The organism is Pseudomonas sp. GD04015, assembly GCF_029837675.1.
Classification (GTDB): Bacteria; Pseudomonadota; Gammaproteobacteria; order Pseudomonadales; family Pseudomonadaceae; genus Aquipseudomonas; species Aquipseudomonas paralcaligenes.
On the sequence record NZ_JAOEEE010000008.1, the window covers coordinates 1 to 25,086 of the forward strand.

Consider the following 25,086-nt stretch of genomic DNA (forward strand, 5'->3'; position numbering starts at 1 on the left):
GTCCAACTGTAACTGCCTGTCCGGCGGATACGGGTATATACCTGTATCCATGCTGCCTACCCAATGCCTCTGCACCAAGTTGCGCCGCGCCAGCCGCGGCGTGACCCGTATCTACGACGAAGCCCTGGCCGACGTCGGGCTCAATGCCGCCCAGTTCTCGCTGCTGCGCAACCTGCAGCGCCTGGGCGAGCCGAGCATCTCGGCGCTGGCCGAGGCGCTCGGGCTGGATCGCAGCACCCTCGGTCGCAACCTGCGGGTGGTGGAGGGCAGGGGCCTGGTGCGGCTCGGCGACGGCGCCGACCAGCGCAGCCGACGGGTGGCGCTGACCGAAGCCGGGGCGCATGTGCTGGTGCGGGGCGCGCCGCTGTGGGAGCAGGCCCAGCAGGCGCTGGCGCAGCGCCTGGGCGAGGACCAGCGGGCGGCGCTGATGCGCCTGCTGGACGATCTGGAAACCATCGATTGACGGGCGCGGCCCGCGGAGACATACACATGACTGATCCGTGGCGCAAGGCGGGCTGGGTCCTGCTGGGAGCATCGCTGATTCTCGCCCTGTCCCTGGGCACCCGGCATGGCTTCGGCCTGTTCCTCTCGCCGATGAGCGGCGAGTACGGCTGGGGGCGCGAGGTGTTTGCCTTCGCCATCGCCCTGCAGAACCTGATCTGGGGCCTGGCCCAGCCGATCACCGGGGCCCTGGCCGACCGCCTCGGCGCGCGTCGCGCGATCATCGGCGGCGGGCTGCTCTACGCGGCGGGCCTGGCGCTGATGGCCGGGGCCGATTCGGCGCTGTCGCTGTCCCTGAGCGCGGGCCTGCTGATCGGCATCGGCCTGTCCGGCACCTCCTTCTCGGTGCTGCTCGGCGTGGTCGGCCGCGCGCTGCCGGCGGAGAAGCGCAGCCTCGGCATGGGCATCGCCGCCGCCGCCGGTTCCTTCGGCCAGTTCGCCATGCTGCCGGGCACCCTGGGGCTGATCGGCTGGCTCGGCTGGTCCTCGGCGCTGCTCGCCCTGGGCATGCTGGTGGCCCTGATCGCGCCGCTGGCGCTGATGGTGCGCGACGCGCCCCTGCCGGTGCCCGCCGGCACCGAGCAGAGCCTGGGCGAGGCGCTGCGCGAGGCCTGTGGCCACTCCGGTTTCTGGCTGCTGGCGCTGGGCTTCTTCGTCTGCGGCTTCCAGGTGGTGTTCATCGGCGTGCACCTGCCGTCGTACCTGGTCGACCAGCACCTGCCGGCCTCGGTCGGCACCACGGTGCTGGCGCTGGTGGGCCTGTTCAACGTCTTCGGCACCTACATCGCGGGCTGGCTCGGCGGCCACCTGTCCAAGCCGCGCCTGCTCACCGCGCTGTACCTGCTGCGCACCCTGGTGATCGTCGCCTTCGTCTACTCCCCGCTGACCGAGTGGAGCGCCTACGCCTTCGGCATGGCGATGGGGCTGCTGTGGCTGTCCACGGTGCCGCTGACCAACGGCACGGTGGCCACCCTGTTCGGGGTGCGCAACCTGTCCATGCTCGGCGGCATCGTGTTCCTGTTCCACCAGATCGGCTCGTTCCTCGGCGGCTGGCTGGGCGGCTACCTGTACGACCACACCGGCAGCTACGACCGGGTCTGGCAGCTGTCTATCCTGTTCGGCCTGCTGGCGGCGGCCCTCAACTGGCCGGTGCGCGAGCAGCCGGTGGCCCGCCTGCGCGCGGCGGAGCCGGCGTGAGCCGCAGGCTGGGCATCGGCCTCGCCGCGCTTCTGCTCGGCGCCCTGCTGGCGCTGGCCTGGTGGGGCTGGAGCCATGGCGGGCTGGCCCTGCTGCAGTTGAACATGAACCTGTGCTGAGCATTGCCGGGGCGGGCGCGGGCGAGTAGCGTTGCCGCTATTCACGTTCGGAGAGATCGACATGACCCTGCGTATCGCCCTGCTGGCCCTGGCCTCGCTGTTCGCCGCTCCGCTCTGGGCGGAGGAATGTCCGCCGATGCTGAAGGACGACCTGCAACAGTTGCGTTCCAAGGAGCGCATCGACCTCTGCCAGCGCTTCGCCGGCAAGCCGCTGCTGGTGGTCAACACCGCCAGCCGCTGCGGCTTCACGCCCCAGTTCAAGGGGCTGGAGGCGCTCTACCAGCGCTACCGGGCGCAGGGGCTGGAAGTGCTTGGCGTGCCTTCGGACGACTTCCGCCAGGAGGCCGACGACTCCGCGGAAACCGCCAAGGTGTGCTTCATCGACTACGGCGTGACCTTCGCCATGAGCGAGCCCCAGGTGATCCGCGGCGACGATGCCATCCCCCTGTTCCGCGAGCTGGCGCAGCAGAGCAGCGCGCCGCGCTGGAACTTCTACAAGTACGTGGTCGGCCGCGACGGCAAGGTGATCGCCAGCTTCTCCAGCCGGACCAAGCCGGACGACGAGGCCCTGATCGCCGCCATCGAGAAGGCCATCGCTCCCTGATTGCCGGGCGGGCGCGCCGGCAAGCCTGCGCGCAATCCCTGGTGCGCACGGCGCACCCTACGAAGCGGGCATGAAAAAGCCGGGCACTGGGCCCGGCTTTTTCGTGGCCGCAGGGGCTGCCGTCAGAAGCGGTAGCTGGCCTGCAGGCCCACGCCGTGGGCGCTGTTGTTGTACTCGGCGCTGAAGCCCGGGGCGATCTCCACGCCGGCCAGTTCGGTGGCGGATTGGTTGACCTTGGCGGGGTTCTCATGCAGGTAGGAGTAGGCCACGTCGATGCTCAGGTCGGGGCTCGGCGTCCAGCCGGCGCCCAGCGAGAACACCTTGCGATTGCCCACCGGGATGCGCACGGAGCGGTGGGCGTTTTCCGCCGGCGACGGGTCGATGGCGAAGCCGGTGCGCAGCACCCACTGCGGGTTGAGCTGGTAGGAGGCGCCGATGGCGTAGGACCAGGTGTCGTGCCACTTCAGCTCTTCGCTGATCTCGTCCAGCACGCCCAGCGGGGTGCCTTCGTTCTCCACCACGATCTTGTCCAGGCGGCTCCAGCGGGTGAAGGTGCTGCCCGCGTAGAGGGTCCACCGGTCGTCGAGCTTGTAGCTGATCGAGGTGTCGACGGTTTCCGGGGTGGTGAAGTCCAGCTGGCCGTCGTAGTCGCCGTTGAACAGGCCGACCAGGCCGGTGCCGCCGGTGACCCGGGTGCGGCCTTCCAGGGTGTAGTCGACCTTGGAATGGTAGGTCAGGCCCCAGGCCAGCCGGTCGGTGATGTCGACCAGCACGCCGGCGTTGAAGCCGTAGGCCACGTCGTCGCCCTTGATGCCGACCTTGGTCTCGCCGGTGCCGCCGACGGCGCCGTTGTCCAGCTTGTTGACCAGCTTGCCCTTGATCTTGTTGATGGTCGGGCCGAAGCCCACGGACACGCGGTCGTTGATCGCGTAGCTGATGGTCGGTTGCAGGGTGACCACTTCCACCTTGCTGTACTGGCCCTTGAAGCGGCCGCCGAAGCTCTTCTCGTAGTCGCTGATCAGCGCGTAGGGCACGTACAGGCCCAGGCCCCAGCTCCACTGTTCGTCGATCGGGCTGGCGTAGTAGGCGAAGGGCACCGGGGTCAGGGGCACCATGTCGCCCTTGGAGGTCGGCGCGCTGGCGTCGTCCAGGTCCACCTGGGCCTTGACCAGGCCGAAGCCGCCGACCACTTCCGGGCGCTCCAGCTTGGTCAGGCCGGCCGGGTTGCCGAACAGTACGGTGGCATCGTTGGCGGTGGAGGCGCGGCCGGCGAAGGAGGTGCCCATGCCGCTGACGCTCTGTTCGTTGATGGCAATTCCGTTGCCCAGGCTGTGAGTGGAAATCGCGCCGACGGCCAGTGCGATGGAGGTCTTCAACCAGAGATTTTTCATTAGGGTGCTCACGAACGGTGGAACCAGGGGGCGGCAAGCTAACGGTTTTGCCGGGCCTTGCCAACCGCTCTGGAACGGGCTTTTTGTGAAGTTTCGTTAAGCGGGGACCGGCTTGGCAGTGACTTGCAAGTCTCTGAAAAGGTTCAGCCTTTTTTCCGTCAGGCGGCCTGCGGGGCGAGCGGTACGTGCTGCCGCCAGGCCTGCAGGAAGTCGCGCAGACGGCCGTGAGGCTGGAACACCTGGCGCCAGGTCCGGGCCAGTCCATGGAGGTCGTGGGCCTCCGGCAGCGGGGCCTGTTCGCTCTCCACCAGCATCCAGGCGATGGCCGTGGCGTAGCGCAGGTTGACGGTCAGTTCGAGGTGCGGCGCGGCAAGAAAGGCATGCTGGCTGGCCAGGCCGCGGACCAGGCTGGCGAGGTCCGGGTCGCGCGCCAGGTGCAGGTCCCAGAGCTGCCGGTGGCGGTCTTCGCTGATGCGGTAGAGGCCGTAGCCCTCGCCGCAGGAGAGCGCGCTGCCGAGGGCCGACTGGCTGGCGGCGGTCCCCAGGAGCAGGGCTTCCGCGGCGGGAGAGTGGCGACCCAGGTAGAGCAGGGTCGGGCGGATGACGTGCTGGCACAAGTCGCTGGCGGCAATTCCCATAAGGCCCTCGCGAGAGGTGCCGGCGGGGTCAGGTGCCTGGCAGCTGTTCTTGATTCTAATAAGACCCCGCCGGGAGCGGGGTTAGCCGCTCGATTTGAAGTGTAGTGCTACAAATCGAGTGTAAAGGACTGTTTTTAAAATGTTTCGTGGCGCAGGTCGTGGTCCATATGCTCATGGGTTCTTAACGCCCGCCCTCGATGTGCCCGTAGGGTGCGCCGCGCGCACCGCCTGGCTGGAGTCGCTTGGGCGCCGCCGCGCAAGGCGCGCGGCGGTCGTTCAGGACGCATGCCCGGATGGCGCTGGCCCTCTTGGTGCGCACGGCGCACCCTACCGATCTTTCCTATTTAAGGTGCTCGACCTGCAGCTTGGTGAAGCTCACCGAGCCGGCCTCGGTGTTGTTGCCGGCGTTGTCCTGCACGTAGCTGCCGGCCTTGAAATAGAGGGTCTGCGCGGCCCAGGCCGGGTCCAGCTTGGCGCTCCACTTGGCCGTCTCGGTGGTCGGCGTCTTGGTGTACACCGCCAGGGTGCCGCCCTTGGTCAGGGTGATGGTGTAGGAGAACGCGCCGCCCAGCGGCACGTTGCGCTGCACGATGACGCTGGACGTGGCGATGCCCGGCTTCAGACGGTAGATGGCGACGATGCTGCCGGTCTTCGTCGAGCCGCTGTACTGGTACTGCAGCTTGATGGGCGGGTCGTCGCCTTCCACGTTGTGGATCTGGCCGACCACGATCTTGCCGGTGGACGGCACCTGGGTGACCTTCAGGGTCGCGCGCAGGTGGTTGTCGGCTTCCTTGTACTTCCAGTTGCGCAGCTTGCCGTCGGCGTAGGTCTCGCGCAGTTCGCTGCGTGGGTACTTGGCGTTCTTGGTGGTGGTGCCGTCGACGGGGGCCCAGAAGAACAGGGTGCCGTTGATGTGCCTGAAGTAGTCGTCCTGGTAACCGGAAGACAGCAGGGGGGTGGTGATGGTGGTCGCCGGCTCGCCGACGGGGATGGTCAGGTTCCAGGTGTTGAGGTCGATCATGTCGCGTGTGGCTCCGAGAGAAACTGGAAAATTCATTCGGAGCGCAGGTCGATCACGACACTTAGAACTGCCTAGCCGCCCTGCCAGTATCTCGCACACGAAATGAAGCGCTTGCCCGCCTGGACGGCGATGCCGACCGGGCTTGGCGCGCTTTATACGGAGCCACCGGAGCTTTGATAATCACCGTTCGTCGTTATATTGGCGTCTATAAATTGGCGATAAATTGACGGCCGATTTCCTCTTTCTATGAGATTGATGCGCAAGGTGTTTTTCACGACGAAACGGCACGAGCCGAGCCCGCGTCAGAGCGTCGGCGGCGACGAACGGAAGCCCCGGGATAGAGGGTGTCGGGCAGGAGCGGGGATGGCGGAGGCGCAGCGAAGCGGCGGAGGTATCGCGGTGGCGAAGACGGCGATACCCCCGAGCCGGGCCTACTGGCCCGGCGTCAGCAGCAGGCGTTTGCTGCCGTAGACCTTGTCGATGTTGCGGCCCTGGAAGGGGAAGCTCATGTAGCCGCCCTTGAGCCAGGCCTCGATGCCATCGGCGTAGTGCGGACTGGCCGGGTTGCCGGACTGGCCCGAGCTGTTTACGCCGATCATCGGCTCTTCCAGGCCGAAGTCGACCACGATGCGCATGGCCGGGATCAGCCACACGTCGAAGTCCTTGCCCCAGGCATAGGCGGCCACGTTGAGGGTGCCGTGGTCGCCGCCGGCCGGATAGGGGCCGCGGTCCAGATAGCCGGCGATGGACTCGATGCCGCTGCGCTGGCTGGCGCTCAGGTAGGGCGCCATCCTGGTGGCGTTGCTGGTCCAGCGGTACTGGTGCAGCTTGCCCCACTGCCAGGCGTTGCGGTCGGCGCCCAGTTCGCGTTCCAGGTAGGCGACCGCGCTGGCCAGGCTGCGCGCCAGGATGGCCGCCTTGTCTTCCTTCTGCGGCGTCTTCACGTCGTCCCAGAACGGGCTGTCGTCACGGCCCAGCAGGTGGTCGGCCTGGGCTGAGTAGCTGTTGTTGGCGATGTCCACCAGTGCCTGCCAGGCCGGGCCGGTTTCCGGGCCCAGTTCGTCGAGGAAGGTCGCCTTGGCGCTTTCCTGGAGGAAGGCGCCGTACAGGGCGGCGTCGGCGGAGGTGGCGGCGAGGCGGCCGTCGAAGGCCATCAGGCGCTTATGGGCCTCTTCGGCCCGGGCACGCTCGGCGGTCGGCAGGGCGGCGATGGCCTTCTTCAGCGGCTCGGCCATGCCCGGCGCGTCGAACATCGCCTGCAGCTTGCCGACGAAGGGCGTGGTCTGGTCGTACTGCATGGCGATCATGCTCTTCTGGTCGTGCCTTCCCGTGCCGGCCAGCTGCGCGATGCGCTCGGCGCGTTCCGGGTAGAACCAGGAGTTGGACAGCTGCATGCCGTAGCCGCGCGGCACGATGCGGTGGTTGGCGGTGCCCAGCCAGCCCTGGGCCGGGTCCTGATCGTAGGGGTGGAGCATGGGGTCGGCATGGCCGTCCCAGTCGTAGGCGCCGTCCCAGGCGGGCGACGGCACCAGGCCGGTGCCCTGCTTGCGGTTCGGGTAGCGGCCGGTGACCTGCCAGCCGATCTGCCGGGCATCGGCGAACACGATGTTCAGCGCGGCGGCACGGATCTCGCGGGTGGCCTCGAAGGCCTGTTCCACCGACTGGGCGTTGGACAGGTCGAAGAAGGCATCGAGCGAGCGGTCCGCCTCGCCCTGGATGGTGCGCAGCGCCAGCCCGTAGCCGCTGGACAGCGGCAGTGGCTGCAGCGGTGACTTGCGCTCGCCGAGGGCCGAGTTGAGCAGCGGGCCGTTGCGGGTCTCCCAGATGGTCTCGCGGATCGGCTTCTGGCCACGGATGAAGAAGGTTTCCTGGCGCTCGCGGGCGGGCTGCCACTTGCCGTCGGCCAGGTAGTGGAGGCGGTTGCCCTCGCGCTTGACCTTCTCCAGGAACAGGTCCTGGTTGTCGCCCATGACCATGGTGATGCCCCAGGCCAGTTTGCCGTTGTAGCCGGCGACCACGGCCGGCACTCCGGCGATGGACACGCCGGCGGCCTGGAATTTCGGCGAGCGGATCTGCACGAAGTTCCAGATCGAGGGCATCGACAGTGGCAGGTGGGTGTCGTTGGCCAGCAGGCTCCTGCCGCTGCGGCTGTTGCGCGGGGCGATGGCCCAGTTGTTGGAGGCGGCGACGCCGAGCATGTTGAGGGCCGCCACCTGGCCGGCGGCCTGGTTCACCGCGGCCAGGCCCGGGATCTTGCCGGCCAGGCTCAGGCCGCGCAGCTTCTCGGCCTCCTCGAAGGGCAACGGTTCGTCCGGGTAGGTGGGCAGCAGCCAGGCGAGCTTGTCGGCGCCCACCTTGTCGGCGAGGGGCAGCGAGGCGATCTCCTCTTGCAGGTTGACCGACAGACCGAAGTTGAGCAGGCAGAACAGCAGCACCGAGTCTTCCGGCTTCCAGTAGGCCGGGCGGTAGCCGCTCGCCGCCAGGTCCATCGGCAGCTTGTCCTGGTAGCGGAACAGGTAGGCGTTGACGCCGCGGGCGTACACCTCGAAGAACTGCTTGAGGCGCGGCGAGGCGCTCTTGTACAGCATCTCGGCGCTGGCGCGCAGGTTCACCGTGCGCATGAAGCGGTCGATCTCCAGCACGCCGGGGCCGTTCATCTCGGCCAGGCGGCCCTCGGCCAGCAGGCGCATGCCGACCATCTGGCTGAGGCGGTCGGCGGCATGCACGTAGCCCAAGGTGAACAGGGCGTCGTGGAAGGTGGTGGTCTCGATCAGCGGCATGCCCAGCGGGTTGCGCCGCACCACCACGCTCTGCGCCAGGCCCTGGACGCGGACGATGCCCTGGTCCGGGTGCACGCTCTTGGCGTAGCGGCTGTCGAGGAAGGACTGGCAGCCACCGAGGAACAGGCTGCTACCCAGGGTAGCGGCGGCGGTGAGGAACAGCGGACGGAACAGGCGCGAACCCATGACTGGCTCCTGGCGCAGGGAGACGGACGATGGGGCGGATTGTAGAGGGCGGTAGGAGCGAGTTCTACTCGCGAATGGCGCGCCGTGCGGGCGTTCGCCGGCAGAGCCGGCTCCTACGGGGAGGGCGCCTGGGTCAGGCGCCGTGGCACTTCTTGAACTTCTTCTCGCTGCCGCAGGGGCAGGGGTCGTTGCGGCCGACTTCCTTCAGCGGGTTGCGTATCGGCTCCTGGTGATGGTGGTTGCAGTGCGGGCCGTGCACGTGACCGTCGTCGTGGTGGTGATCGTGGTCATGGTCGTGGTTGCAGTCGGGGCCGTGGACGTGGGGTTGATGAGTCATGAAGCTCACTCCGGAATGTAATCGGCGGGGATTATCTCGCCATTGCGCTGCACATGCACGTCGCGGCCGAACATCACGCCGGTGCGGACCTTGCCGCTGAGCCGGTAGCGGATCGGCTGGTCCGGGTCTTCCAGCGCCTTGACGATGCCCTTGAGGTGGCGCCACAGGTTGGTCCGCACCGGCACCTCGAACTCCCGGCGGCCATGGGCGGGCACGTTGATCCACTGGCTGGATTCGCCCTCGGCCAGCTGGATGCCATTGAGCTGGATGTCGTAGCTCAGGCGGCGTACCGGCAGCTCGAAATCGTTGGGGTTGTCGACCCGGAAACGCAGGGAGAACTGCTGTTCCAGCAACTTGGCCTTGATCACATCGACTTTGACGAGGTGGACTTCCGGGTCCGCGAAATCGCCGGTGAACCAGCTGGTACAGCCCGAGAGCCCTGCTTGCAGGGCGAAGGTGACGGCGAGGGCGATGATATTGGTTCGCGCCTGTGAAGACATTGCGTTACTCCGGTGGACGCCCCAGTGTAACAAGCGGTTGCTTGGTAGCCATAGGGTCTGGCGCCGTTTCGTCGCGCCGTGAACGAGGCGGAAACGGGTCCTGGCTGTTGGCGGAATGAAACTGCGCCATACTGGTGGCCGAATTGCACAGGAGTTGGACCATGAGCCTCTACGAGATCGCCTTTGCCGGGCAGGTGGTGCCGGGCGCTTCGCCGGACCAGGTCAAGGAGAACCTGGCGCGGCTGTTCCAGGCCGATGCCCAGCGCATCGCGCTGCTGTTTTCCGGGCGGCGCATCGTGATCAAGAGCAACCTGGATGCGGCGGGGGCGGAGAAGTACCGCGCCACCATGGAGCGCGCCGGCGCGCTGGCCATCGTCCAATCGCTGCAGGTGGAGGAGGTGGCGCTGGCGCCGCCACCCGCGCCGCAGCCGGTCGCCGCCCCGGCTCCAGCGGCGCCCGCGCAGGAGGCCCCGGCCAGGAGCGCCGCCTCCGCGAAGCTGATTCCGCGCGACGAGTACATGGCCGCGTTCAGCGATGTGGAAGCGCCCGACTTCGGCATCGCGCCGATCGGCGCCGATCTGCAGGACGCCAGGCCCGAGGCCCAGGCGCCGCAGGTCGACCTGTCGCAGTTCAGCCTGGCGCCGGTCGGCAGCGACATGGGCCAGGCCAAGACGGCGCCGGCCGGGCCGCCGCCGGACACCTCGCATATCAAGCTGCAGGAGTGATGGACGAGGCCCGCCGACGCGGGCCTCTTCGCATGGGCGTCAGCTGCCGCTGGCGCTGCACTTGGCCTGGGCCTCGGGCGGCGTCAGGTTGCGTACCGAGGTGTAGAACAGCTCGCAGGTCTGCACCTTGTCGGTCACCTGCCACTTCTGCGTGCAGGCATCGAGGGTCTTCTGCGGATCGGCGGACGGGTCCTGGCCCATGCCGGCCTGCCAGCAGGCGGCGCTGATGTCCTGCCCCATCACCCGCAGCCCCGCGGCGTCGGCCTTCTGCTGGTCGCCGTCGTAGTTCTCCGGGTCGGCCGCGTACCAGATGTAGCTGGGATGGTTGGCGCCGAGCACCGGCACGCGCTGGCCCGGCGCGGGGTTGATCTCGTCCAGGCCGAGCACGCCGATGTTCGCCTTGTACTGGCTGTTGACCCAACTGCGTACCGGCCCGCCGAAGGCCACCATGGGCAGCGCCTGGCCGTCGCCGGCGGTGAGCTGGGCGACCATGGTCGTCTGGTAGTCGGTGAAATAGCCGTAGACCCCTTCGAGGTCGCCGCCGGCGCTGGCCGGCGCGGCGATCGGGGCGATGTCGATGATGGTCTGGAAGGCCGGGGTCTGCGCGGTCGGCACGCCGTTCTCGGTGAGCAGCGAGGCCCAGCGGTCGGTGGTCTTGGACTCCAGGTAGTCCTGCGCCTGGGTCAGCGAGTAGTCCGGCGGGAAGTGCAGCAGCTCCACGCTCTTGCGGTTGTCCAGGGCCATGCCCAGGGGCAGGAAGAAGTACCAGCTGTACTGCCACTTGTTGTCGCCGTTGAGTTTGCTGGCACCGTCGAAGGCCAGGTCCCCGGCGTTCAGCAGGTCGGTCAGCGGCTTGCCGTAGTCCTGCGGCACGCCGCTGAAGCTGGCCGAGAGGCTGTCGCCGTCGCGGCTGACCTTGACCGTCGCCGCGCCGTAGCCGTCGCGTTCGAGGCTCTGCTTGAGGTAGTGCTCGGCGGTCTGTTCGAGGGTCCAGTCGCGATAGCAGATCACGCTGCAGTTGTTGGGATAGGCGAACAGGCGGGTGACCCGCTCGCTGCTGCCCAGGTCGACCCTGACATCGTCCGCGTGGACGCCCGCCACGGCCATCAAGGCGACCAGGCCGGCCGCCGCTCCACTGTGCTTGTGCTTCATCTACTGCTCCTTGTTGGCCCCGATTCCCGTCGGGGGCTGTAACAAATGAAGCAGAGTTTTCGCCGAGGTCTAGCCCAGGTAGGGGCTGCAGCACTTCTTGAATTTCTGCCCGCTGCCGCAGGGGCAGGCGTCGTTGCGCCCGGCCTTCAGCGCGGCCGTGGGGTCGAGGAAGTACCAGCGGCCATCGCGCTGGACGAAGGCGGAGCGCTCGCGGTGGCTGTGCTCGCCACTGCCGTCGTGCCAGCGGGCGGTGAAGGTGACGAAGGCGTGTTCGGGCTGGGCGCCGATCAGTTCGCTGCCTTCCACCTCCAGCCCCAGCCAGGTGCTGCCGAGGCTCCAGGCGCGGATGCCGTCCCGGTCCAGGCCGGCCTGCTGGGCGGGCAGGGTGGTGGCGACCAGGTAGTCGACCAGGCCCAGCACGTAGGCGCTGTAGCGCGAGCGCATCAGGTGTTCGGCGCTGGGCGCCGGGGTGCCCTGGTGATAGTGGCCGCAGCAGGCGTCGAGGGCACTGCCGCTGCCGCAGGGGCAGGCTTGGCTCATGGGATCACCACCAGTACTTGCCGAAGTTTTCGGGGTTGGCCCAGAACTTGGCGTTGAGCCAGTCCGGGACCTGCTTGTAGTCGCGCAGGTCGTAGGTGAACAGGGTCAGCACCTGGTCGTCGCGCTGGAAGCTCTCGCTGGCCTGCAGGGCGAGGGCGAAGAAATCGGTGTCCTTCCAGTCGCCGGCGGCCATGTCGACCAGCACCGCCAGGCGGCTGGCGTTGAGGTTGCGGATGCCGCCCAGCAACTCCAGGGCGGTGCGCCTGGGCAGGTGCTCCAGGCAGTCGGCGAACAGCGCCAGGTCGTAGCGCTGGGCCGCCAGCTCTGCGGGCAGCGGGCCGGCCGGCGCCTGGGCCAGCTCGGTTTCCGGGTGCGCCTGCTGGAAGGCAGTCACCGCCGGCAGCTGGCTGCCGCCGACCACCAGCAGGCGCCGGGGGGCATGGTGGTCGAGGAGGGCGGCCAGCGCCTGTTGGGGAGTGCGGGGGGAAAAGGTCTGGGTCATGGCTGCGATCTTAATGTGAACGCAAAGACTACCGCGATGGACAAACTCTTTGGAACTTGGCGCGAAAAGTGCCTATAACTGGCAGATAGTAAGGAAGCGATCTTTACTTCTTTGCTGTCGGTTAGATGCCGATTCCCTACAGGAGACCTAAGAAGATGAGTATCACAAGGAAAGCTGTACCCCTGATCCTGGCAAGCGGCCTGCTGACCGGCTGTGCTGGTATCCAGAAAACCGACTGGCCGACCTGCGCGGCCGTGGGTGGTGTGACCGGCGCTGCGCTGGGTGCGATCGAAAGCTCGGAGTGGGCCGGTTACGGTGCACTGGTCGGTGCCGGCGTTGCCGCCTCCTACTGCTGGGTGCATGGCGCCAGCGAGCAGGTGGCGGTGGTCGAGGAGACCGTGGTCGAGGAAGTCGCCGTGGCCGAGCCCGAACAGGCCGAGGCGGTGCGCGTCGAACTGGACGTCAAGTTCGACTTCGACAAGTCCGTGGTCAAGCCGGAAAGCCAGGCTGACATCAAGGCGCTGGCCGACTTCATGAGCCAGTATCCGTCCACCAGCACCGTGGTCGAAGGGCACACCGACTCCGTCGGCACCGACGCCTACAACCAGGGCCTGTCCGAGCGCCGTGCCAACGCCGTGCGCGACGTGCTGGTCAACCAGTATGGCGTGGGCAGCGACCGCGTCAGCTCGGTGGGCTATGGCGAGAGCCGCCCGGTAGCCGACAACGCCACTGACGAAGGCCGCGCCATCAACCGTCGCGTGGAAGCCGAGGTCGAGGCTCGCCCCTAACGATCAGAACCGGGGGCGACTGTCGCACAGGCGCGGTCGCCCACCGGGCTGATTCGTACATCTTGGGAGTCGGGTCTTTGCTCCCGTGTCGGCGGCCATCGAGCCGGCGACACGGGAGATCTAGGCATGGGCATTCGCCCGAGCTTGTTGACTCAGAACAGGGGACGCGCGGCGGCGATCGTCACCAGCGCCAGGCCCACCAGCAGGTTGCTGCCGACCAGGCGGCGAATGCGCCCCAGCGTTTCACCGCCCGCCGCCCAGTCCTGGGCCTCGACCGCGCGACGCAGTTGCGGCAGCTGCAGTACCTGCACGCGCAGGAACAGCGCCAGCATCACCAGATACAGACCCATCATCACATGGACGTAGCGTGGCGCGGTCTCGAAGCCGGCGAAGCGCATGTGCAGCATGCCCATGCCGGTCACCGGCAGCACCAGCACCGCGATCCACACCCAGAGGAAGAAGCGGCGGAACACCTCCAGCCACAGGGTCAGGCGTTCCGGGGCCTGGAGCTTGGCGACCGCGGCGGGGCGCAGGATCATCCAGGCGAAGAACATGCCGCCGACCCAGATCAGGGCGGCCAGCGCGTGTACGGCATAGAGGGCGGAAAAGACGGTCATCGGTAGGGCCTGGTCTCGGTCGCGGGATGGCGCGCGAGCATAACCTATCGGTAAACTACTGAGAATTTATCCAGCCCCGCCCGCGCCCCGCCCATGCTCAGTTCCGAACTCAAGTCCCAGATCCAGGGCGCCTACAGCCGTTTCCTCGAGGCCAAGGGCCTGAAGGCACGCTATGGCCAGCGCCTGATGATCGCCGAGGTGGCCAAGGTGCTTGGCACGATCAAGCACAACGACGAGGGTCAGCGCGACGGCGAGCCCGCCGTGGTGGCGGTGGAGGCGGGCACCGGCACCGGCAAGACGGTCGCCTACAGCCTGGCCGCCATTCCCACCGCCAGGGCCGCCGGCAAGCGCCTGGTGATCGCCACCGCCACCGTGGCGCTGCAGGAGCAGATCGTGCACAAGGACCTGCCGGACCTGATGCGCAACGCCGGCCTGCAATTCAGTTTCGCCCTCGCCAAGGGTCGCGGCCGCTACCTGTGCCTGTCCAAGCTGGACCTGCTGCTGCAGGAGGGCCAGGCCCAGGGCGCCACCGCGCAGATGTTCGAGGAAGAAGGCTTCCGCATCGACGTCGACGAGCAGAGCCAGAAGCTCTACACCCGGATGATCGAGAAGCTCGCCGGCAACCGCTGGGATGGCGATCGCGACAGCTGGCCGGAGGAACTGGAGGACAAGGTGTGGAGCACCCTGACCACCGACCACAGCCAGTGCACCAACCGCCATTGCCCGAATTTCCAGCAATGCACCTTCTACAAGGCGCGCGAGGGCATGACCAAGGTCGACGTCATCGTCACCAACCACGACATGGTGCTGGCCGACCTCGCCCTGGGTGGCGGCGCCGTGCTGCCGGACCCGCGCGAGACGCTCTACGTTTTCGACGAAGGCCACCACCTGCCGGACAAGGCCATCGGCCACTTCGCCCATTTCACCCGCCTGCGCAGCACCGCCGACTGGCTCGGCCAGGTGGAGAAGAACCTGACCAAGCTGCTGGCCCAGCACCCGCTGCCCGGCGACCTTGGCCGCCTGATCGAGCAGGTGCCGGAGCAGGCCCGCGAACTCCGGACCCAGCAGCAGTTCATGTTCAGCGCCTGCGAGCAACTGGCCGACTTCCGCGCCGGCGAGGACATGAACGGCCGCGAGCGCCCGCGCCATCGCTTCGAGGGCGGCCTGGTGCCGGAGCACCTGCGCGAGCTGGGCATCGAGCTGAAGAAGGGCTTCGCCAAGCTCACCGATGTCTTCACCCGCCTCACCGAGCTGCTCAAACAGGCGATGGACGACGAAGGCACCAGCCTGGGGCTCGCCAGCCATCAGGCCGAGGAATGGTATCCGCTGTTCGGCAGCCTGCTGGCCCGCGCCCAGGGCACCTGGGAGCTGTGGACGGCATTCACCGTCGAAGATCCGGAAGACAACCCGCCCATGGCCCGCTGGCTGACCCTGGTCGACAGCGGCGCGCTGTTCGACATCGAGGTCAACGCCAGCCCGATCCTGGCCGCCGAGACCCTGCGCCGCAACCTGTGGAACGTCGCCTACGGTGCCCTGGTGACCTCCGCGACCCTGACCGCGCTGGGCACCTTCGACCGCTTCCGCATGCGCGCCGGCCTGCCCAAGGCGGCGGTCACCGCCGTGGTGCCCAGCCCCTTCCACCACGCCGACGCCGGCGTACTGCGGGTGCCAGACCTCAAGGCCGACCCGCGCGACGCCACGGCCCACACCGCCGCCATCGTGCGCGACCTGCCGGAGCTGGTGAAGGGCGGTCGCGGCACCCTGGTGCTGTTCTCCTCGCGCAAGCAGATGCAGGACGTGTTCGACGGCCTCGAGCGCGACTGGCGCAAGCGCGTGCTGATCCAGGGCAACCTGTCCAAGCAGGAAACCCTGAACAAGCACAAGGCGCGGGTCGACGAAGGCGAGGAGAGCGTGCTGTTCGGCCTGGCCAGCTTCGCCGAGGGCGTCGACCTGCCGGGCGCGTACTGCGAGCACGTGGTGATCGCCAAGATTCCCTTCGCCGTGCCGGACGATCCGGTGGAAGCGGCGCTGGCCGAATGGATCGAGGCGCGCGGCGGCAACCCCTTCATGGAAATCGCCGTGCCAGACGCCTCGCTGCGCCTGGTGCAGGCCTGCGGGCGCCTGCTGCGCACCGAGGCCGACCGCGGCACCATCACCCTGCTGGATCGCCGGGTGGTCACCCAGCGCTACGGCAAGGCCATCCTCAACGCGCTACCGCCGTTCCGCCGGGAAATCGCCTGAGCCGACCGGCACCTCGGGCGCGGCCCTGCGTCGAGCATCCGGGGTGGCATCTATGGCCCCTCTGGTGTCTACTTGGGCATCTTCCGGAGTGCCTGTTCGTATGATTCGCCGTTCACTGCCCCTCTTTTTCGCCCTGAGCATCGCCGCGCCGGTCTTCGCCGCGCAGCAAGGGCAGCAGACCCTGTTCAGTTTCATCAAACCCACCGACGCCGTGAAGGTAGAAAGCCAGGCCGCCAGTTTTCCGGAGCTGACCGCCGAGCCCACCCCCGAAGGCGAGGTGCTGCGCCGCTTCACCTTCAATGCCGCCGAGCATCCCAGCCTGCGCCTGAGCCCGCCTGGCGAGGTGTGGGACTGGTCCCGGGCCGGCGCCATGAGCCTGCGCCTGCAGAACGCCATGGACTGGGACATCACCCTCGAAGTACGCATCGAGAGCCGCGACGGCAAGGCGCTGACCACCCGCATCGCCCTGCCGGCCGGGCCGGCGCAGACCCTGCTCGTGCCGCTCGCCGCGACCTCCGCCCGCGCCTACGGCATGCGCGCCGCGCCGCCCATGCCGGTCACCGTCGAGGGCCACCGCGTGCTCCTGGCCGAGACCGTGGAGGGCGAGCTGAACGCCGCCGAGGTCAGCGCAGTGACCCTCGCCATGAGCCAGCCCGACGCGCCGCAGAGCATCCTGCTCGGCCGCTTCGGCGTGCAGAATCCCGAGGCCGCCCAGGCCGCCATCTACGACGGCATCGTCGATGCCTGGGGGCAGTACAGCCGTGGCCAATGGCCGGAGAAGATCGGCAAGGACCAGCAACTGCGCGAGGCCGCGGCCCGCGAGCGCGACCAGCTCAAGGGCTGGCTCGCCGAACGCCCGCAGCAGGATCGCTTCGGCGGCTGGTTGAATGGCCCCGGCTTCGAGGCCAAGGGCTTCTTCCGCACCGAGAAGCGCGACGGCCGCTGGTTCCTGGTCACCCCCGAGGGCCATCCGTTCTACTCGCTGGGGGTCAACGCGGTCAGCGCCTGGCAGAGCCAGACCTACGTGCAGGGCCGCGAAGCGATGTTCGCCCAGCTGCCCAAGGACGGCGAGCCGCTGGCCGTGTACTACGGCGAGCACGACAGCCGTAGCGACACCGGCGCCAGCCGGGGCCGCGCCTACGACCACGGTCGCTGGTACGACTTCTACCGCGCCAACCTGCAGCGCACCTACGCCGAACCCTGCGAGACGGCCCAGCCACCGCTGGCCGCGACGCCGGCCCCGGCCGAGCTGGAACCCTGCCCGGCGCCCGGCTTCGACAAGGACCGCTGGACCCGCCATACCCTGGAGCGCCTGCAGGCCTGGGGCTTCAACACGCTCGGCAACTGGAGCGACGACGCCCTCGGCTCCGCCCAGCGCATGCCGTACACCATCCCGCTGTCGATCTCCGGTGACTACGCCACGATCAGCACCGGCCACGACTGGTGGGGCGGCATGCCCGACCCGTTCGACCCGCGTTTCGCCATGGCCGCCGAGCGCGCCATCGCCATCGCCAGCCGCGACCGCCGCGACGACCCCTGGCTGATCGGCTACTTCGCCGACAACGAACTGGCCTGGGCCGCGCCCGGCGAGGACCCCAGGTCACGCTATGCCCTGGCCTACGGCACCCTGCGCCTGAGCACCGACGTGCCGGCCAAGCGCGCCTTCCTCAAGCAGCTGCGCGACAAGTACCGCAACCAGAACGGCCTCTCCAAGGCCTGGGGAATCGACCTCAAAGCCTGGGAACTGATGGAGGACCCCGGCTTCGAGCCGCCGCTGCCGAGCCCCGAGTTCCCGCAGATCGAGAAGGACCTGCAGGACTTCCAGCGCCTGTTCGCCGACACCTACTTCAAGACCATCGCCGATTCGCTGAAATGGCACGCGCCGAACCAGCTGCTGCTGGGCGGCCGCTTCGCCATCGCCACGCCGGAGGCGCTGGAGGCCTGCGCGCAGTACTGCGACGTGCTGAGCTTCAACTTCTATGTCAAGGAGCCGCAGCACGGCTACGACTTCGCCGCCCTGCGCGCGCTGGACAAGCCGCTGATGGTCACCGAGTTCCACTTCGGTTCGCGTGACCGCGGCCCGTTCTGGGGCGGCGCCAGCGAGGTCTACAAGGAAGAGGAGCGCGGCCCGGCCTACGCCCACTTCCTGGCACGGGCGCTGGAGGAGCCTTCCATCGTCGGCGTGCACTGGTTCCAGTACCTCGACCAGCCCGCCACCGGCCGCCTGCTGGATGGCGAGAACGGCCATTTCGGCCTGGTCGGCATCACCGACCGGCCCTGGCAGGGCTTTGTGCAGGCGGTGCGCGAGGCCAACCTGAAGGCCCCGCAGACCCTGCTGCCGAAGGAAGCTGCCGGCAAGGACGCGCCGGTCAAGTCGGCCGAACCGGAGCCGAAACCGGTCGAAGCCGCACCTCTGCCGCCGGCCGACAAGCCCTGACCGGCCCCGCACGGCGTGCCTTGGGCGCGCCGCAACCCGGACCGTTGGTCTGACGAGGCGGCCCAGGCGGGGCGCCAGGATTCCCATGCAGAGCCGGTGCTGGAACAATGCCGGCCATCCCGACCGAGGAGTAATAGGTTGCAGATCCAGGGCCATTTCGACCTGCGCTTCGAGGCGCTGAAAGATGCCTTCGTCGAACTGTTCGACGATCCCCAGGAACGTGGCGCCGCGCTGTGCGTGCAGATCGGCGGCGAAACCGTCGTTGACATCTGGGCCGGCACCACCGACAGGGACGGCGCCGAGACCTGGCACAGCGATACCATCCTCAACCTGTTCTCCTGCACCAAGCCCTTCGCCGCCGTGGCCGCCCTGCAACTGGTGGAGCAAGGCAAGCTCGAACTGGATGCGCCCGTGGCGCGCTGGTGGCCCGAGTTCGCCGCCGCCGGCAAGGAGCGCGTGACCCCGCGCCAGCTGCTCAGCCATCGTGCGGGTCTGCCGGCGCTGCGCGAGCTTTTGCCGGCCGAGGCGCTCTACGACTGGCAGCAGATGACCGGCGCCCTGGCCGCCGAACGCCCCTGGTGGACGCCCGGCGAGGAGCATGGCTACGCGCCCATCACCTATGGCTGGCTGGTCGGCGAGCTGATCCGTCGGATCGAAGGTCGCGGGCCCGGCGAAGCCATCGCCGCGCGCATCGCCGGGCCGCTGGGGCTGGACTTCCATGTCGGCCTGGCCGATGAAGAGTTCCATCGCGTGTCCCACATCGCCCGCAAGAAGGGTGACATGGGCGATGCCGCCGCCCAGCGCCTGCTCAAGTGCATGATGAGCGAGCCGGAAGCGCTCAGCACCCGCGCCTTCACCAACCCGCCGTCGATCCTGAACAGCACCAACAAGCCCGAGTGGCGCCGCCTGCAGCAGCCGGCGGCCAACGGCCATGGCAACGCTCGCTCACTCGCCGGCTTCTATGCGGCCCTGCTCGATGGCCGCCTGCTGGAGCCGGAGCTGCTCAGCGAAATGACCCGCGAGCACGCCTGCGGCCAGGACCGCACCCTGCTCACCGCGACCCGCCTGGGGCTGGGTTGCATGCTCGACCAGCCGGAGGTGGCCAACGCCACCTACGGCCTCGGCCGCAAGGCCTTCGGCCACCCGGGGGCGGGTGGTTCGGTGGGCTTCGCCGATCCGGAGCGCGAGATCGCCTTCGGCTTCGTCACCAACAGTCTCGGACCATATGTACTCATGGACCCACGTGCGCAGCGGTTGGCGCGCGCGCTGGGCCAATGCCTGTAACTCGCCTGGGGGAAGACCTGACCATGTATAAGAAAACGCTCGTCCTGCTCTGCTGCGTGAGCCTCGCCGCCTGTGCCGGCAACTCGGACAAATCCGGCTCTGGCAGCTGGTGGCCGTTCGGCGGCAGTGAAACCGTCGTCAAGAAGGCGCCGCCGAAGATCGACCACGAGATGACCAACGCCTGGCTGGACGAGTACGAGCCGCGCCTGAAGGTGGCGCTGCAGGACAGCAAGATGGAGCTGGAGCGGCGCGAGAACGTGCTGGTCGTCACCGCCCCGGTGGAAAGCTCGTTCAACCCCGATCGTCCGAGCATGCTGTTGCCGGCCGTGCTCGGCCCCTTCACCCGGGTCGCCAAGATCCTCGAGACCGACAAGAGCACCGGCGTGCTGATCCTCGGCCATGCCGACAGCACCGGCCAGGTCGAGACCAACCTCAAGCTCAGCGAGGACCGTGCCAAGGCGGTGGCCTCGATCTTCCGTCTCAGCGGCCTGCAACGCGACCGCCTGCTGCTCAAGGGAGTCGGCTCCGACATGCCGCGCGCCGCCAACGACAGCGTCCAGGGACGCGCCCTGAACCGCCGCGTGGAAATCCTCCTGACCCCGCAGAAGACCCTCGTTGCGCTGCTGGCTCAGTACAACCAGCCCGCGTCCACTACTGCGGCTCTGCCGGTGGCCCAGGTTGCCGCAGATCAAAAGGGCAAGGACAAGGCGCAGTAAGCTGGCGGCATCATTCCTCGGGGAGCCACTCATGTCGGACAGCCACAGCCGTACTTCGCAGACCCTCGCCGACATGCGGCGCGACTACACCCGGGATGGACTCGACGAGGCCCAGGCGCCCGTCGAGCCCTTCAGCCTGTTCCGCCAGTGGTTCGACGACGCGGTGAAGACCGAGCAACTGCCGGTGGAGCCCAACGCCATGACTCTGGCCACGGTGGACGAGGAGGGGCGCCCGCATTGCCGGGTGCTGCTGCTCAAGGGCCTGGACGAGCGCGGATTCACCTTCTTCACCAACTACCAGAGCGCCAAGGGCGAACAGCTCGCGGCACGTCCCTTCGCCGCCATGACCTTCTTCTGGCCCAGCCTGGAACGCCAGGTGCGCATCGAGGGGCGGGTGGAAAAGGTTTCCGCCGAGGAATCCGACGCCTACTTCCAGGTCCGCCCGCTGGGCAGTCGGCTGGGAGCCTGGGCTTCGCCGCAGAGCCGGGTCATCCGGGATCGTGACGAACTCCAGGCGCTGCTGGCCGAGACCGAGCGGCGCTTCCTCGACCGCGCGCCGGAGTGCCCACCCCACTGGGGCGGCTACCGCCTGCTGGCGGAGCGGATCGAGTTCTGGCAGGGCCGCGCCAGCCGCCTGCACGACCGGCTCAACTACCGTCTGCAAGGTGACGCCTGGCTGCGCGAACGCCTGGCCCCCTGATCCTCCCATGAAGGTCGTCATCGCCCCCGACTCGTTCAAGGAGAGCCTCTCCGCGCCCGAGGTGGCGGTGGCCATCGCCCGTGGCTGGCGCCAGGTGTTTGCCGATGCGGACATCCTGCTGCGGCCCATGGCCGACGGCGGCGAGGGCACGGTCGACGCCGTGCTGGCCGCGACGGGCGGCGAGCGACGCGAATGCCAGGTACGCGACCCCATGGGCCGGCCGGTCTCGGCCCACTGGGGCTGGCTGGGCGAGGAGGGCGGCGCAGTCCTGGAAATGGCCGCGGCCAGCGGGTTGCACCGGGTGCCGAAGGCGCAGCGCGACGCGACCCGCGCCAGCAGCTACGGCACCGGCGAGCTGATCCGCGAGGCCCTGGATGCCGGCCCCCGGCGCATCATCCTCGGCCTGGGCGGCAGCGCCACCAACGATGGCGGCGCGGGCCTGCTGCAGGCCCTGGGCGTACGCTTTCTCGATGCCGCGGGTCGTGACCTGGCGCCCGGCGGCGCGGCGCTGGCCGATCTGGCCCGTATCGATCCAGCCGGCCTGGACCCGCGCCTGGCCGGAGTCGAGCTGCTGATCGCGGCCGACGTGGACAACCCGCTGTGCGGCCCTCGCGGCGCTTCGCGGGTGTTCGGCCCGCAGAAGGGCGCCGATGCGGCGCAGGTCGAGATGCTCGACGCGGCCCTCGCTCATTATGCGCAGGTAGCGGTCACAGCGCTGGGCGAGGATCACAGCGACTTTCCCGGAACCGGAGCGGCGGGCGGTCTCGGTTTCGCCGCCCGGGCATTCCTTGGGGCGAGCTTCCGTCCGGGGATCGAACTGGTGGCCGAACTGTCTGGGCTGGTCGAGGCGTTGCGGGGCGCCGATCTGCTGATCACCGGCGAAGGGCGGCTGGACTCCCAGAGCCTGCATGGCAAGACGCCGGTGGGAGTGGCGCGCCTGGCGCGGGCCGCTGGGGTGCCGGTACTGGCGCTGGTCGGCAGTCTGGGCGGGGGCTATCAGGAACTCTACGACGCGGGTATCGATGCCGCCTTCAGCCTCGCGCCCGGGCCGCTCAGCCTCGAACAGGCCATGGCCGGCGCGGCTGAGGAACTCCAGGCGCGGGCCTGTGACCTGGCCCGCCTGTGGCGGCTGGCGCGCGGCTAGGGGCGGCGCTGCAGGTACTCGCGAGCGGCCTGGTGCAGCCAGTCTTCCAGTTGACCGCGGCGAATACCCTGGGCCTTGGCCTCGGCCAGGCGGTCGAGCATGTAGGCCTGCATGGCGGGATCGCCGGCCGCCATCGACAGCGCCAGGTCGCGGTCCATCCAGCGGCGGATGCGGACGTAGATCCACCAGTGGAAGTACAGGCCGGCGACGGTGGTGACGGCGACGATGAAGTAGTCCATGCGCAAATTCTCGAAAGGGTCTGCCATCCTGCGCCAGCCTATGGCGACTGGAAATCTGACCCGATGTCGCACCCAGCCTCTACACTATGGAAAGGCCACGGACAACGGCCTGGCGGGTGACAGACGGCGGCAGGCGCTGTCTAATTAGCACCGCCTCACTCGGAGAGAATCCCATGTATGAATCCAAGCTGTTGACTGCCACGCTCGTCGCTCTGAGCCTCACCCTGGGCGGTTGCGCCTCCAACCTCAGCGGCGACTCCTACAGCCGCGACGAGGCGCGCCGGGTGCAGACCGTGCGTCTCGGCACCATCGAGATGCTGCGCCCGGTGAAGATCGAAGGCACCAAGACGCCGGTGGGCGCGGGAGCCGGTGCGGTGATCGGCGGCGTTGCCGGCAGCGGTGTGGGTGGTGGTCGCGGCGCGGCCGTCGCCGCGGTGATCGGCGCGGTCGCCGGCGGCCTGCTCGGCGCCGCAACAGAAGAAGGGCTGACCCGTGCCCAGGGTGTCGAGATCACCGTGCGCGAGGACGACGGCACCCTGCGCGCCTACGTCCAGGAAGTGCAGCAGAACGAAGTCTTCCGCGTCGGCGAGCGCGTGCGCATCATGACCGTCGATGGCACCAGCCGCGTAGCCCACTGACGACCCTCCGGCCCGGCGCTCGCCGGGCCGGCTCTCTCGCCTTGTTATCGCTCGTTCTCCAGGCCGCCCCGAGAGGATGGTCGGGGAGGGCTTGCGTCCGCGGTAACCGGATCGACTCATGACCATGCGCTGGGACATCTTCTGCAACGTCGTCGACAACTATGGCGACATCGGCGTGACCTGGCGGCTGGCCCGCCAGTTGGTGGCCGAGCATGGTCTGGATGTGCGCCTATGGGTGGACGAGCCAGGAGCGTTCCAGCGCCTCTGCCCACAGGCGGATGCGGCGTCGCCGAGCCAGCGGGTGAGTGGGGTACTGGTCTGCCGTTGGCTGGTCGAGTTTCCACCGGTGGAAGTCGCGGATGTGGTGGTCGAGGCCTTCGCCTGCAATCTGCCTACCCGCTACGTCTCGGCGATGGCGGCACGCTCCATCAGGCCGCTCTGGCTGAATCTCGAGTATCTCAGCGCCGAGGATTGGGTGGCCGGCTGTCATGGCCTGCCGTCGCCGCAGCCTGGTGGTCTGCAGAAGTTCTTCTTCTTCCCCGGCTTTACCGCAGACACCGGCGGCTTGCTGCGTGAGGCGGACCTGCTGCGGCAGTGCGGGAAGTGGCAGGAGGATGCCGATGCGCGGCGCCGGTTCTTCGCCGGTCTTGGTATCGAACTGCAGGCTGGTGCCCGGCTCGTTTCCTTGTTCGCCTACGAGAATCCGGGTCTGGCCGGCTGGCTGGATGTGTTGTCGCGCCAGTCAGAGCTGACCCAGTTGATGGTGCCGCGCGGGCGCATCGAGGGGGATCTGCGGCGCTGGCTGGGTGTCGACAGCCTGTGCGAAGGCGGCAGCTGGCTGCGCGGCAGCCTGCAGGTGCATCTGCTGCCGTTCCTCAGTCAGGACGACTACGATCGCCTGCTCTGGAGCTGCGATTTCAACGCGGTCCGCGGCGAGGATTCCTTCGTGCGCGCCCAGTGGGCCGGCAGGCCGATGCTCTGGCATATCTACCAGCAGGACGAGGGCGCCCACTGGGTAAAGCTGGATGCGTTCCTCGATCTGTACTGCGACGGGTTGTCGCCGGAGGCTGCGTCGGCGCTGAGGAACGGGTGGCATGCCTGGAACGGGCAGGGTGACATGGGCGCGGCCTGGAGTGCGGTGGAGCAGCAGTCCGCGACGCTCGCCGAACATGCCCGGCAATGGCGCCGGGAGCTGGCCGTTCAGCCCGATCTTGCCACGGCGCTGGTGCAGTTTCACCGAAATTGGCTATCATGCGCGGCCTAGAAATCTGTACCTCCATCCAAACCCGGATACTCGTATGAAAACCGCACAAGAAATGAAGGCCAACAGTGTGGCCCTGATCGATGGCCATCCGTGGCTGATTCAGAAGGCCGAATTCACCAAGTCCGGCCGTAACAGCGCCATCGTCAAGATGAAGCTGAAGAACCTGATCAACGGTTCCAAGACCGAGACCGTCTACAAGGCCGACGACAAGATGGAGCCGGTCATCCTCGAGCGCAAGGAAGTGACCCTGTCCTACATCAGCGGTGACGACTACGTGTTCATGGACCCGGAGTACAACTCCTACGAGCTGCGTGCCGAAGACCTGGAAAGCGTCCTGCCGTTCATCGAAGAAGGCATGACCGACATCTGCGAAGCCGTGTTCTTCGAGGGCAAAGTGATTTCCGTGGACCTGCCGACCACCATCGTGCGCCAGATCACCTACACCGAGAACTCCGCCCGTGGCGACACTTCCGGCAAGGTGATGAAGCCGGCCAAGCTGCGCAACGGCACCGAAGTGAAAGTCGCCGACTTCTGCAACATCGACGACTGGATCGAGATCGACACCCGTGACGGTTCCTACAAGAGCCGTACCCAGGCGCCGCAGGCCTAAGCCTCGCGTCACGCGGAAGCCCTCCGGCGCGAGCCGTTTCGAGGGCGCAAAAAAATCCGATGTCAGATGCTGGCATCGGATTTTTTTATGGCTATGTCCCCGTTGCGTGTTGCAGCTGCCCTGCGGAAACGGCCTGCCTGCAATATCAATAGGACCCCGTAGGGGTGGGTTAGGCCACAGGCAACCCACCAGTACCCGCGCAATCGACCGCGGCG

Annotated in this window: 24 protein-coding genes and 2 pseudogenes; 15 read left to right on the forward strand and 11 right to left on the reverse strand. The window is 68.0% G+C overall.

All coding sequences use genetic code 11. From position 1 onward, the window contains the following. Positions 1 to 49: 49 nt before the first annotated feature. The 4 genes from N7640_RS08975 to N7640_RS08990 all read left to right on the forward strand — a co-directional run bounded on the left by N7640_RS08975 (position 50) and on the right by N7640_RS08990 (position 2,421). Entirely contained in the window at positions 50 to 463 is a 414-nt protein-coding gene (locus N7640_RS08975; protein ID WP_279902304.1) for a MarR family winged helix-turn-helix transcriptional regulator, read from the forward strand. 26 nt (positions 464 to 489) lie between these two features. Beyond that, positions 490 to 1,698 (forward strand): MFS transporter, encoded by a 1,209-nt coding sequence (locus tag N7640_RS08980; RefSeq protein WP_279902303.1) that lies wholly within the window; start codon positions 490 to 492, stop codon positions 1,696 to 1,698. Then, a complete protein-coding gene (locus N7640_RS08985) occupies positions 1,695 to 1,817 on the forward strand; it encodes a hypothetical protein (protein WP_262880144.1) in 123 nt (40 codons plus the stop codon). The genes N7640_RS08980 and N7640_RS08985 overlap by 4 nt, the downstream gene beginning before the upstream one ends. A 61-nt stretch (positions 1,818 to 1,878) precedes the next feature. Next, on the forward strand, positions 1,879 to 2,421 hold the full coding sequence (locus N7640_RS08990; protein ID WP_279902302.1) for a glutathione peroxidase: 543 nt from the start codon (positions 1,879 to 1,881) through the stop codon (positions 2,419 to 2,421). Positions 2,422 to 2,543: 122 nt separating this feature from the next. On the opposite strand, the gene N7640_RS08995 is transcribed toward N7640_RS08990, so the two are convergent. The 6 genes from N7640_RS08995 to N7640_RS09020 form a co-directional block, all read right to left on the reverse strand. After that, positions 2,544 to 3,812 (reverse strand): outer membrane protein transport protein, encoded by a 1,269-nt coding sequence (locus tag N7640_RS08995; RefSeq protein WP_279902301.1) that lies wholly within the window; start codon positions 3,810 to 3,812, stop codon positions 2,544 to 2,546. A 158-nt stretch (positions 3,813 to 3,970) separates the two neighbouring features. Then, positions 3,971 to 4,450, reverse strand: coding sequence for a hypothetical protein (locus N7640_RS09000; RefSeq protein ID WP_220813477.1), 480 nt, complete (start codon positions 4,448 to 4,450; stop codon positions 3,971 to 3,973). A 340-nt stretch (positions 4,451 to 4,790) separates the two neighbouring features. Next, positions 4,791 to 5,471 carry a polysaccharide lyase family 7 protein gene (locus N7640_RS09005; RefSeq protein WP_279902300.1) on the reverse strand — a complete coding sequence of 227 codons (681 nt, stop codon included), beginning with the start codon at positions 5,469 to 5,471 and terminating at the stop codon, positions 4,791 to 4,793. A 431-nt stretch (positions 5,472 to 5,902) separates the two neighbouring features. After that, the gene (locus tag N7640_RS09010; protein WP_279902299.1) at positions 5,903 to 8,437 is read right to left on the reverse strand and encodes a penicillin acylase family protein; all 2,535 of its coding nucleotides are present in this window, start codon (positions 8,435 to 8,437) and stop codon (positions 5,903 to 5,905) included. Between the two features lie 133 nt (positions 8,438 to 8,570). After that, complete coding sequence (locus N7640_RS09015; protein WP_279902298.1) at positions 8,571 to 8,774, reverse strand: SEC-C metal-binding domain-containing protein; 204 nt, start codon at positions 8,772 to 8,774, stop codon at positions 8,571 to 8,573. A 5-nt stretch (positions 8,775 to 8,779) separates the two neighbouring features. Then, the gene (locus N7640_RS09020) at positions 8,780 to 9,274 is read right to left on the reverse strand and encodes an LEA type 2 family protein (RefSeq protein ID WP_279902297.1); all 495 of its coding nucleotides are present in this window, start codon (positions 9,272 to 9,274) and stop codon (positions 8,780 to 8,782) included. Positions 9,275 to 9,435: 161 nt separating this feature from the next. Here N7640_RS09020 and N7640_RS09025 point away from each other — a divergent pair, with 161 nt between their 5' ends. Then, positions 9,436 to 9,999 carry a hypothetical protein gene (locus N7640_RS09025; RefSeq protein ID WP_279902296.1) on the forward strand — a complete coding sequence of 188 codons (564 nt, stop codon included), beginning with the start codon at positions 9,436 to 9,438 and terminating at the stop codon, positions 9,997 to 9,999. A gap of 39 nt (positions 10,000 to 10,038) precedes the next feature. Here N7640_RS09025 and N7640_RS09030 read toward each other — a convergent pair whose 3' ends face one another. From N7640_RS09030 to N7640_RS09040, 3 genes are all read right to left on the reverse strand, one after another. Further along, on the reverse strand, positions 10,039 to 11,106 hold the full coding sequence (locus N7640_RS09030; RefSeq protein ID WP_279902315.1) for a hypothetical protein: 1,068 nt from the start codon (positions 11,104 to 11,106) through the stop codon (positions 10,039 to 10,041). Positions 11,107 to 11,220: 114 nt separating this feature from the next. After that, on the reverse strand, positions 11,221 to 11,691 hold the full coding sequence (locus N7640_RS09035; RefSeq protein ID WP_279902295.1) for a YchJ family protein: 471 nt from the start codon (positions 11,689 to 11,691) through the stop codon (positions 11,221 to 11,223). Between the two features lie 4 nt (positions 11,692 to 11,695). After that, the gene (locus tag N7640_RS09040) at positions 11,696 to 12,193 is read right to left on the reverse strand and encodes a DUF6231 family protein (protein WP_279902294.1); all 498 of its coding nucleotides are present in this window, start codon (positions 12,191 to 12,193) and stop codon (positions 11,696 to 11,698) included. Between the two features lie 434 nt (positions 12,194 to 12,627). Between N7640_RS09040 and N7640_RS09045 the strand changes: the two are divergent. Further along, positions 12,628 to 12,981, forward strand: a pseudogene (locus N7640_RS09045) (OmpA family protein); the annotation flags it as partial. Between the two features lie 152 nt (positions 12,982 to 13,133). Here the strand turns inward: N7640_RS09045 and N7640_RS09050 are convergent. Then, entirely contained in the window at positions 13,134 to 13,598 is a 465-nt protein-coding gene (locus N7640_RS09050; protein WP_279902293.1) for a CopD family protein, read from the reverse strand. 93 nt (positions 13,599 to 13,691) lie between these two features. On the opposite strand from N7640_RS09050, the gene dinG reads away from it, so the two are divergent. The 6 genes and pseudogenes from dinG (at position 13,692) to N7640_RS09080 (ending at position 22,120) form a co-directional block, all read left to right on the forward strand. Next, entirely contained in the window at positions 13,692 to 15,839 is a 2,148-nt protein-coding gene (gene dinG, locus N7640_RS09055) for an ATP-dependent DNA helicase DinG (protein ID WP_279902292.1), read from the forward strand. Between the two features lie 100 nt (positions 15,840 to 15,939). Continuing rightward, positions 15,940 to 18,276, forward strand: a complete 2,337-nt coding sequence (locus tag N7640_RS09060) for a beta-agarase (RefSeq protein ID WP_279902291.1) — start codon at positions 15,940 to 15,942, stop codon at positions 18,274 to 18,276. 138 nt (positions 18,277 to 18,414) lie between these two features. Continuing rightward, entirely contained in the window at positions 18,415 to 19,560 is a 1,146-nt protein-coding gene (locus tag N7640_RS09065) for a serine hydrolase (RefSeq protein WP_279902290.1), read from the forward strand. 17 nt (positions 19,561 to 19,577) lie between these two features. Next, positions 19,578 to 20,207: pseudogene (locus tag N7640_RS09070) on the forward strand (OmpA family protein); the annotation flags it as partial. A gap of 100 nt (positions 20,208 to 20,307) precedes the next feature. Then, complete coding sequence (gene pdxH, locus N7640_RS09075; protein WP_279902289.1) at positions 20,308 to 20,976, forward strand: pyridoxamine 5'-phosphate oxidase; 669 nt, start codon at positions 20,308 to 20,310, stop codon at positions 20,974 to 20,976. A 7-nt stretch (positions 20,977 to 20,983) separates the two neighbouring features. Then, complete coding sequence (locus tag N7640_RS09080; RefSeq protein WP_279902288.1) at positions 20,984 to 22,120, forward strand: glycerate kinase; 1,137 nt, start codon at positions 20,984 to 20,986, stop codon at positions 22,118 to 22,120. Here the strand turns inward: N7640_RS09080 and N7640_RS09085 are convergent. Beyond that, positions 22,117 to 22,359: a hypothetical protein gene (locus N7640_RS09085; RefSeq protein ID WP_279902287.1), complete on the reverse strand. Its 243-nt coding sequence runs from the start codon at positions 22,357 to 22,359 to the stop codon at positions 22,117 to 22,119. The genes N7640_RS09080 and N7640_RS09085 overlap by 4 nt on opposite strands. 173 nt (positions 22,360 to 22,532) lie before the next feature. Here N7640_RS09085 and N7640_RS09090 point away from each other — a divergent pair, with 173 nt between their 5' ends. From N7640_RS09090 to efp, 3 genes are all read left to right on the forward strand, one after another. After that, positions 22,533 to 22,997, forward strand: a complete 465-nt coding sequence (locus tag N7640_RS09090; RefSeq protein ID WP_220813459.1) for a hypothetical protein — start codon at positions 22,533 to 22,535, stop codon at positions 22,995 to 22,997. A gap of 118 nt (positions 22,998 to 23,115) precedes the next feature. Next, the gene (gene earP, locus N7640_RS09095) at positions 23,116 to 24,261 is read left to right on the forward strand and encodes an elongation factor P maturation arginine rhamnosyltransferase EarP (protein WP_279902286.1); all 1,146 of its coding nucleotides are present in this window, start codon (positions 23,116 to 23,118) and stop codon (positions 24,259 to 24,261) included. 34 nt (positions 24,262 to 24,295) lie between these two features. Next, on the forward strand, positions 24,296 to 24,871 hold the full coding sequence (gene efp / locus N7640_RS09100) for an elongation factor P (RefSeq protein WP_220813457.1): 576 nt from the start codon (positions 24,296 to 24,298) through the stop codon (positions 24,869 to 24,871). Positions 24,872 to 25,086: the final 215 nt, after the last annotated feature.

Excerpts from the sequence above, each read along its gene's own strand:
- N7640_RS08975 (WP_279902304.1), top strand. The coding sequence starts at position 50 with ATGCTGCCTACCCAATGCCTCTGCACCAAGTTGCGCCGCGCCAGCCGC.
- N7640_RS08980 (WP_279902303.1), top strand. The coding sequence starts at position 490 with ATGACTGATCCGTGGCGCAAGGCGGGCTGGGTCCTGCTGGGAGCATCG.
- N7640_RS08990 (WP_279902302.1), top strand. The coding sequence starts at position 1,879 with ATGACCCTGCGTATCGCCCTGCTGGCCCTGGCCTCGCTGTTCGCCGCT.
- N7640_RS08995 (WP_279902301.1), bottom strand. The coding sequence starts at position 3,812 with ATGAAAAATCTCTGGTTGAAGACCTCCATCGCACTGGCCGTCGGCGCG.
- N7640_RS09000 (WP_220813477.1), bottom strand. The coding sequence starts at position 4,450 with ATGGGAATTGCCGCCAGCGACTTGTGCCAGCACGTCATCCGCCCGACC.
- N7640_RS09005 (WP_279902300.1), bottom strand. The coding sequence starts at position 5,471 with ATGATCGACCTCAACACCTGGAACCTGACCATCCCCGTCGGCGAGCCG.
- N7640_RS09010 (WP_279902299.1), bottom strand. The coding sequence starts at position 8,437 with ATGGGTTCGCGCCTGTTCCGTCCGCTGTTCCTCACCGCCGCCGCTACC.
- N7640_RS09015 (WP_279902298.1), bottom strand. The coding sequence starts at position 8,774 with ATGACTCATCAACCCCACGTCCACGGCCCCGACTGCAACCACGACCAT.
- N7640_RS09020 (WP_279902297.1), bottom strand. The coding sequence starts at position 9,274 with ATGTCTTCACAGGCGCGAACCAATATCATCGCCCTCGCCGTCACCTTC.
- N7640_RS09025 (WP_279902296.1), top strand. The coding sequence starts at position 9,436 with ATGAGCCTCTACGAGATCGCCTTTGCCGGGCAGGTGGTGCCGGGCGCT.
- N7640_RS09030 (WP_279902315.1), bottom strand. The coding sequence starts at position 11,106 with ATGGCCGTGGCGGGCGTCCACGCGGACGATGTCAGGGTCGACCTGGGC.
- N7640_RS09035 (WP_279902295.1), bottom strand. The coding sequence starts at position 11,691 with ATGAGCCAAGCCTGCCCCTGCGGCAGCGGCAGTGCCCTCGACGCCTGC.
- N7640_RS09040 (WP_279902294.1), bottom strand. The coding sequence starts at position 12,193 with ATGACCCAGACCTTTTCCCCCCGCACTCCCCAACAGGCGCTGGCCGCC.
- N7640_RS09050 (WP_279902293.1), bottom strand. The coding sequence starts at position 13,598 with ATGACCGTCTTTTCCGCCCTCTATGCCGTACACGCGCTGGCCGCCCTG.
- dinG (WP_279902292.1), top strand. The coding sequence starts at position 13,692 with ATGCTCAGTTCCGAACTCAAGTCCCAGATCCAGGGCGCCTACAGCCGT.
- N7640_RS09060 (WP_279902291.1), top strand. The coding sequence starts at position 15,940 with ATGATTCGCCGTTCACTGCCCCTCTTTTTCGCCCTGAGCATCGCCGCG.
- pdxH (WP_279902289.1), top strand. The coding sequence starts at position 20,308 with ATGTCGGACAGCCACAGCCGTACTTCGCAGACCCTCGCCGACATGCGG.
- N7640_RS09080 (WP_279902288.1), top strand. The coding sequence starts at position 20,984 with ATGAAGGTCGTCATCGCCCCCGACTCGTTCAAGGAGAGCCTCTCCGCG.
- N7640_RS09085 (WP_279902287.1), bottom strand. The coding sequence starts at position 22,359 with ATGGACTACTTCATCGTCGCCGTCACCACCGTCGCCGGCCTGTACTTC.
- N7640_RS09090 (WP_220813459.1), top strand. The coding sequence starts at position 22,533 with ATGTATGAATCCAAGCTGTTGACTGCCACGCTCGTCGCTCTGAGCCTC.
- earP (WP_279902286.1), top strand. The coding sequence starts at position 23,116 with ATGACCATGCGCTGGGACATCTTCTGCAACGTCGTCGACAACTATGGC.
- efp (WP_220813457.1), top strand. The coding sequence starts at position 24,296 with ATGAAAACCGCACAAGAAATGAAGGCCAACAGTGTGGCCCTGATCGAT.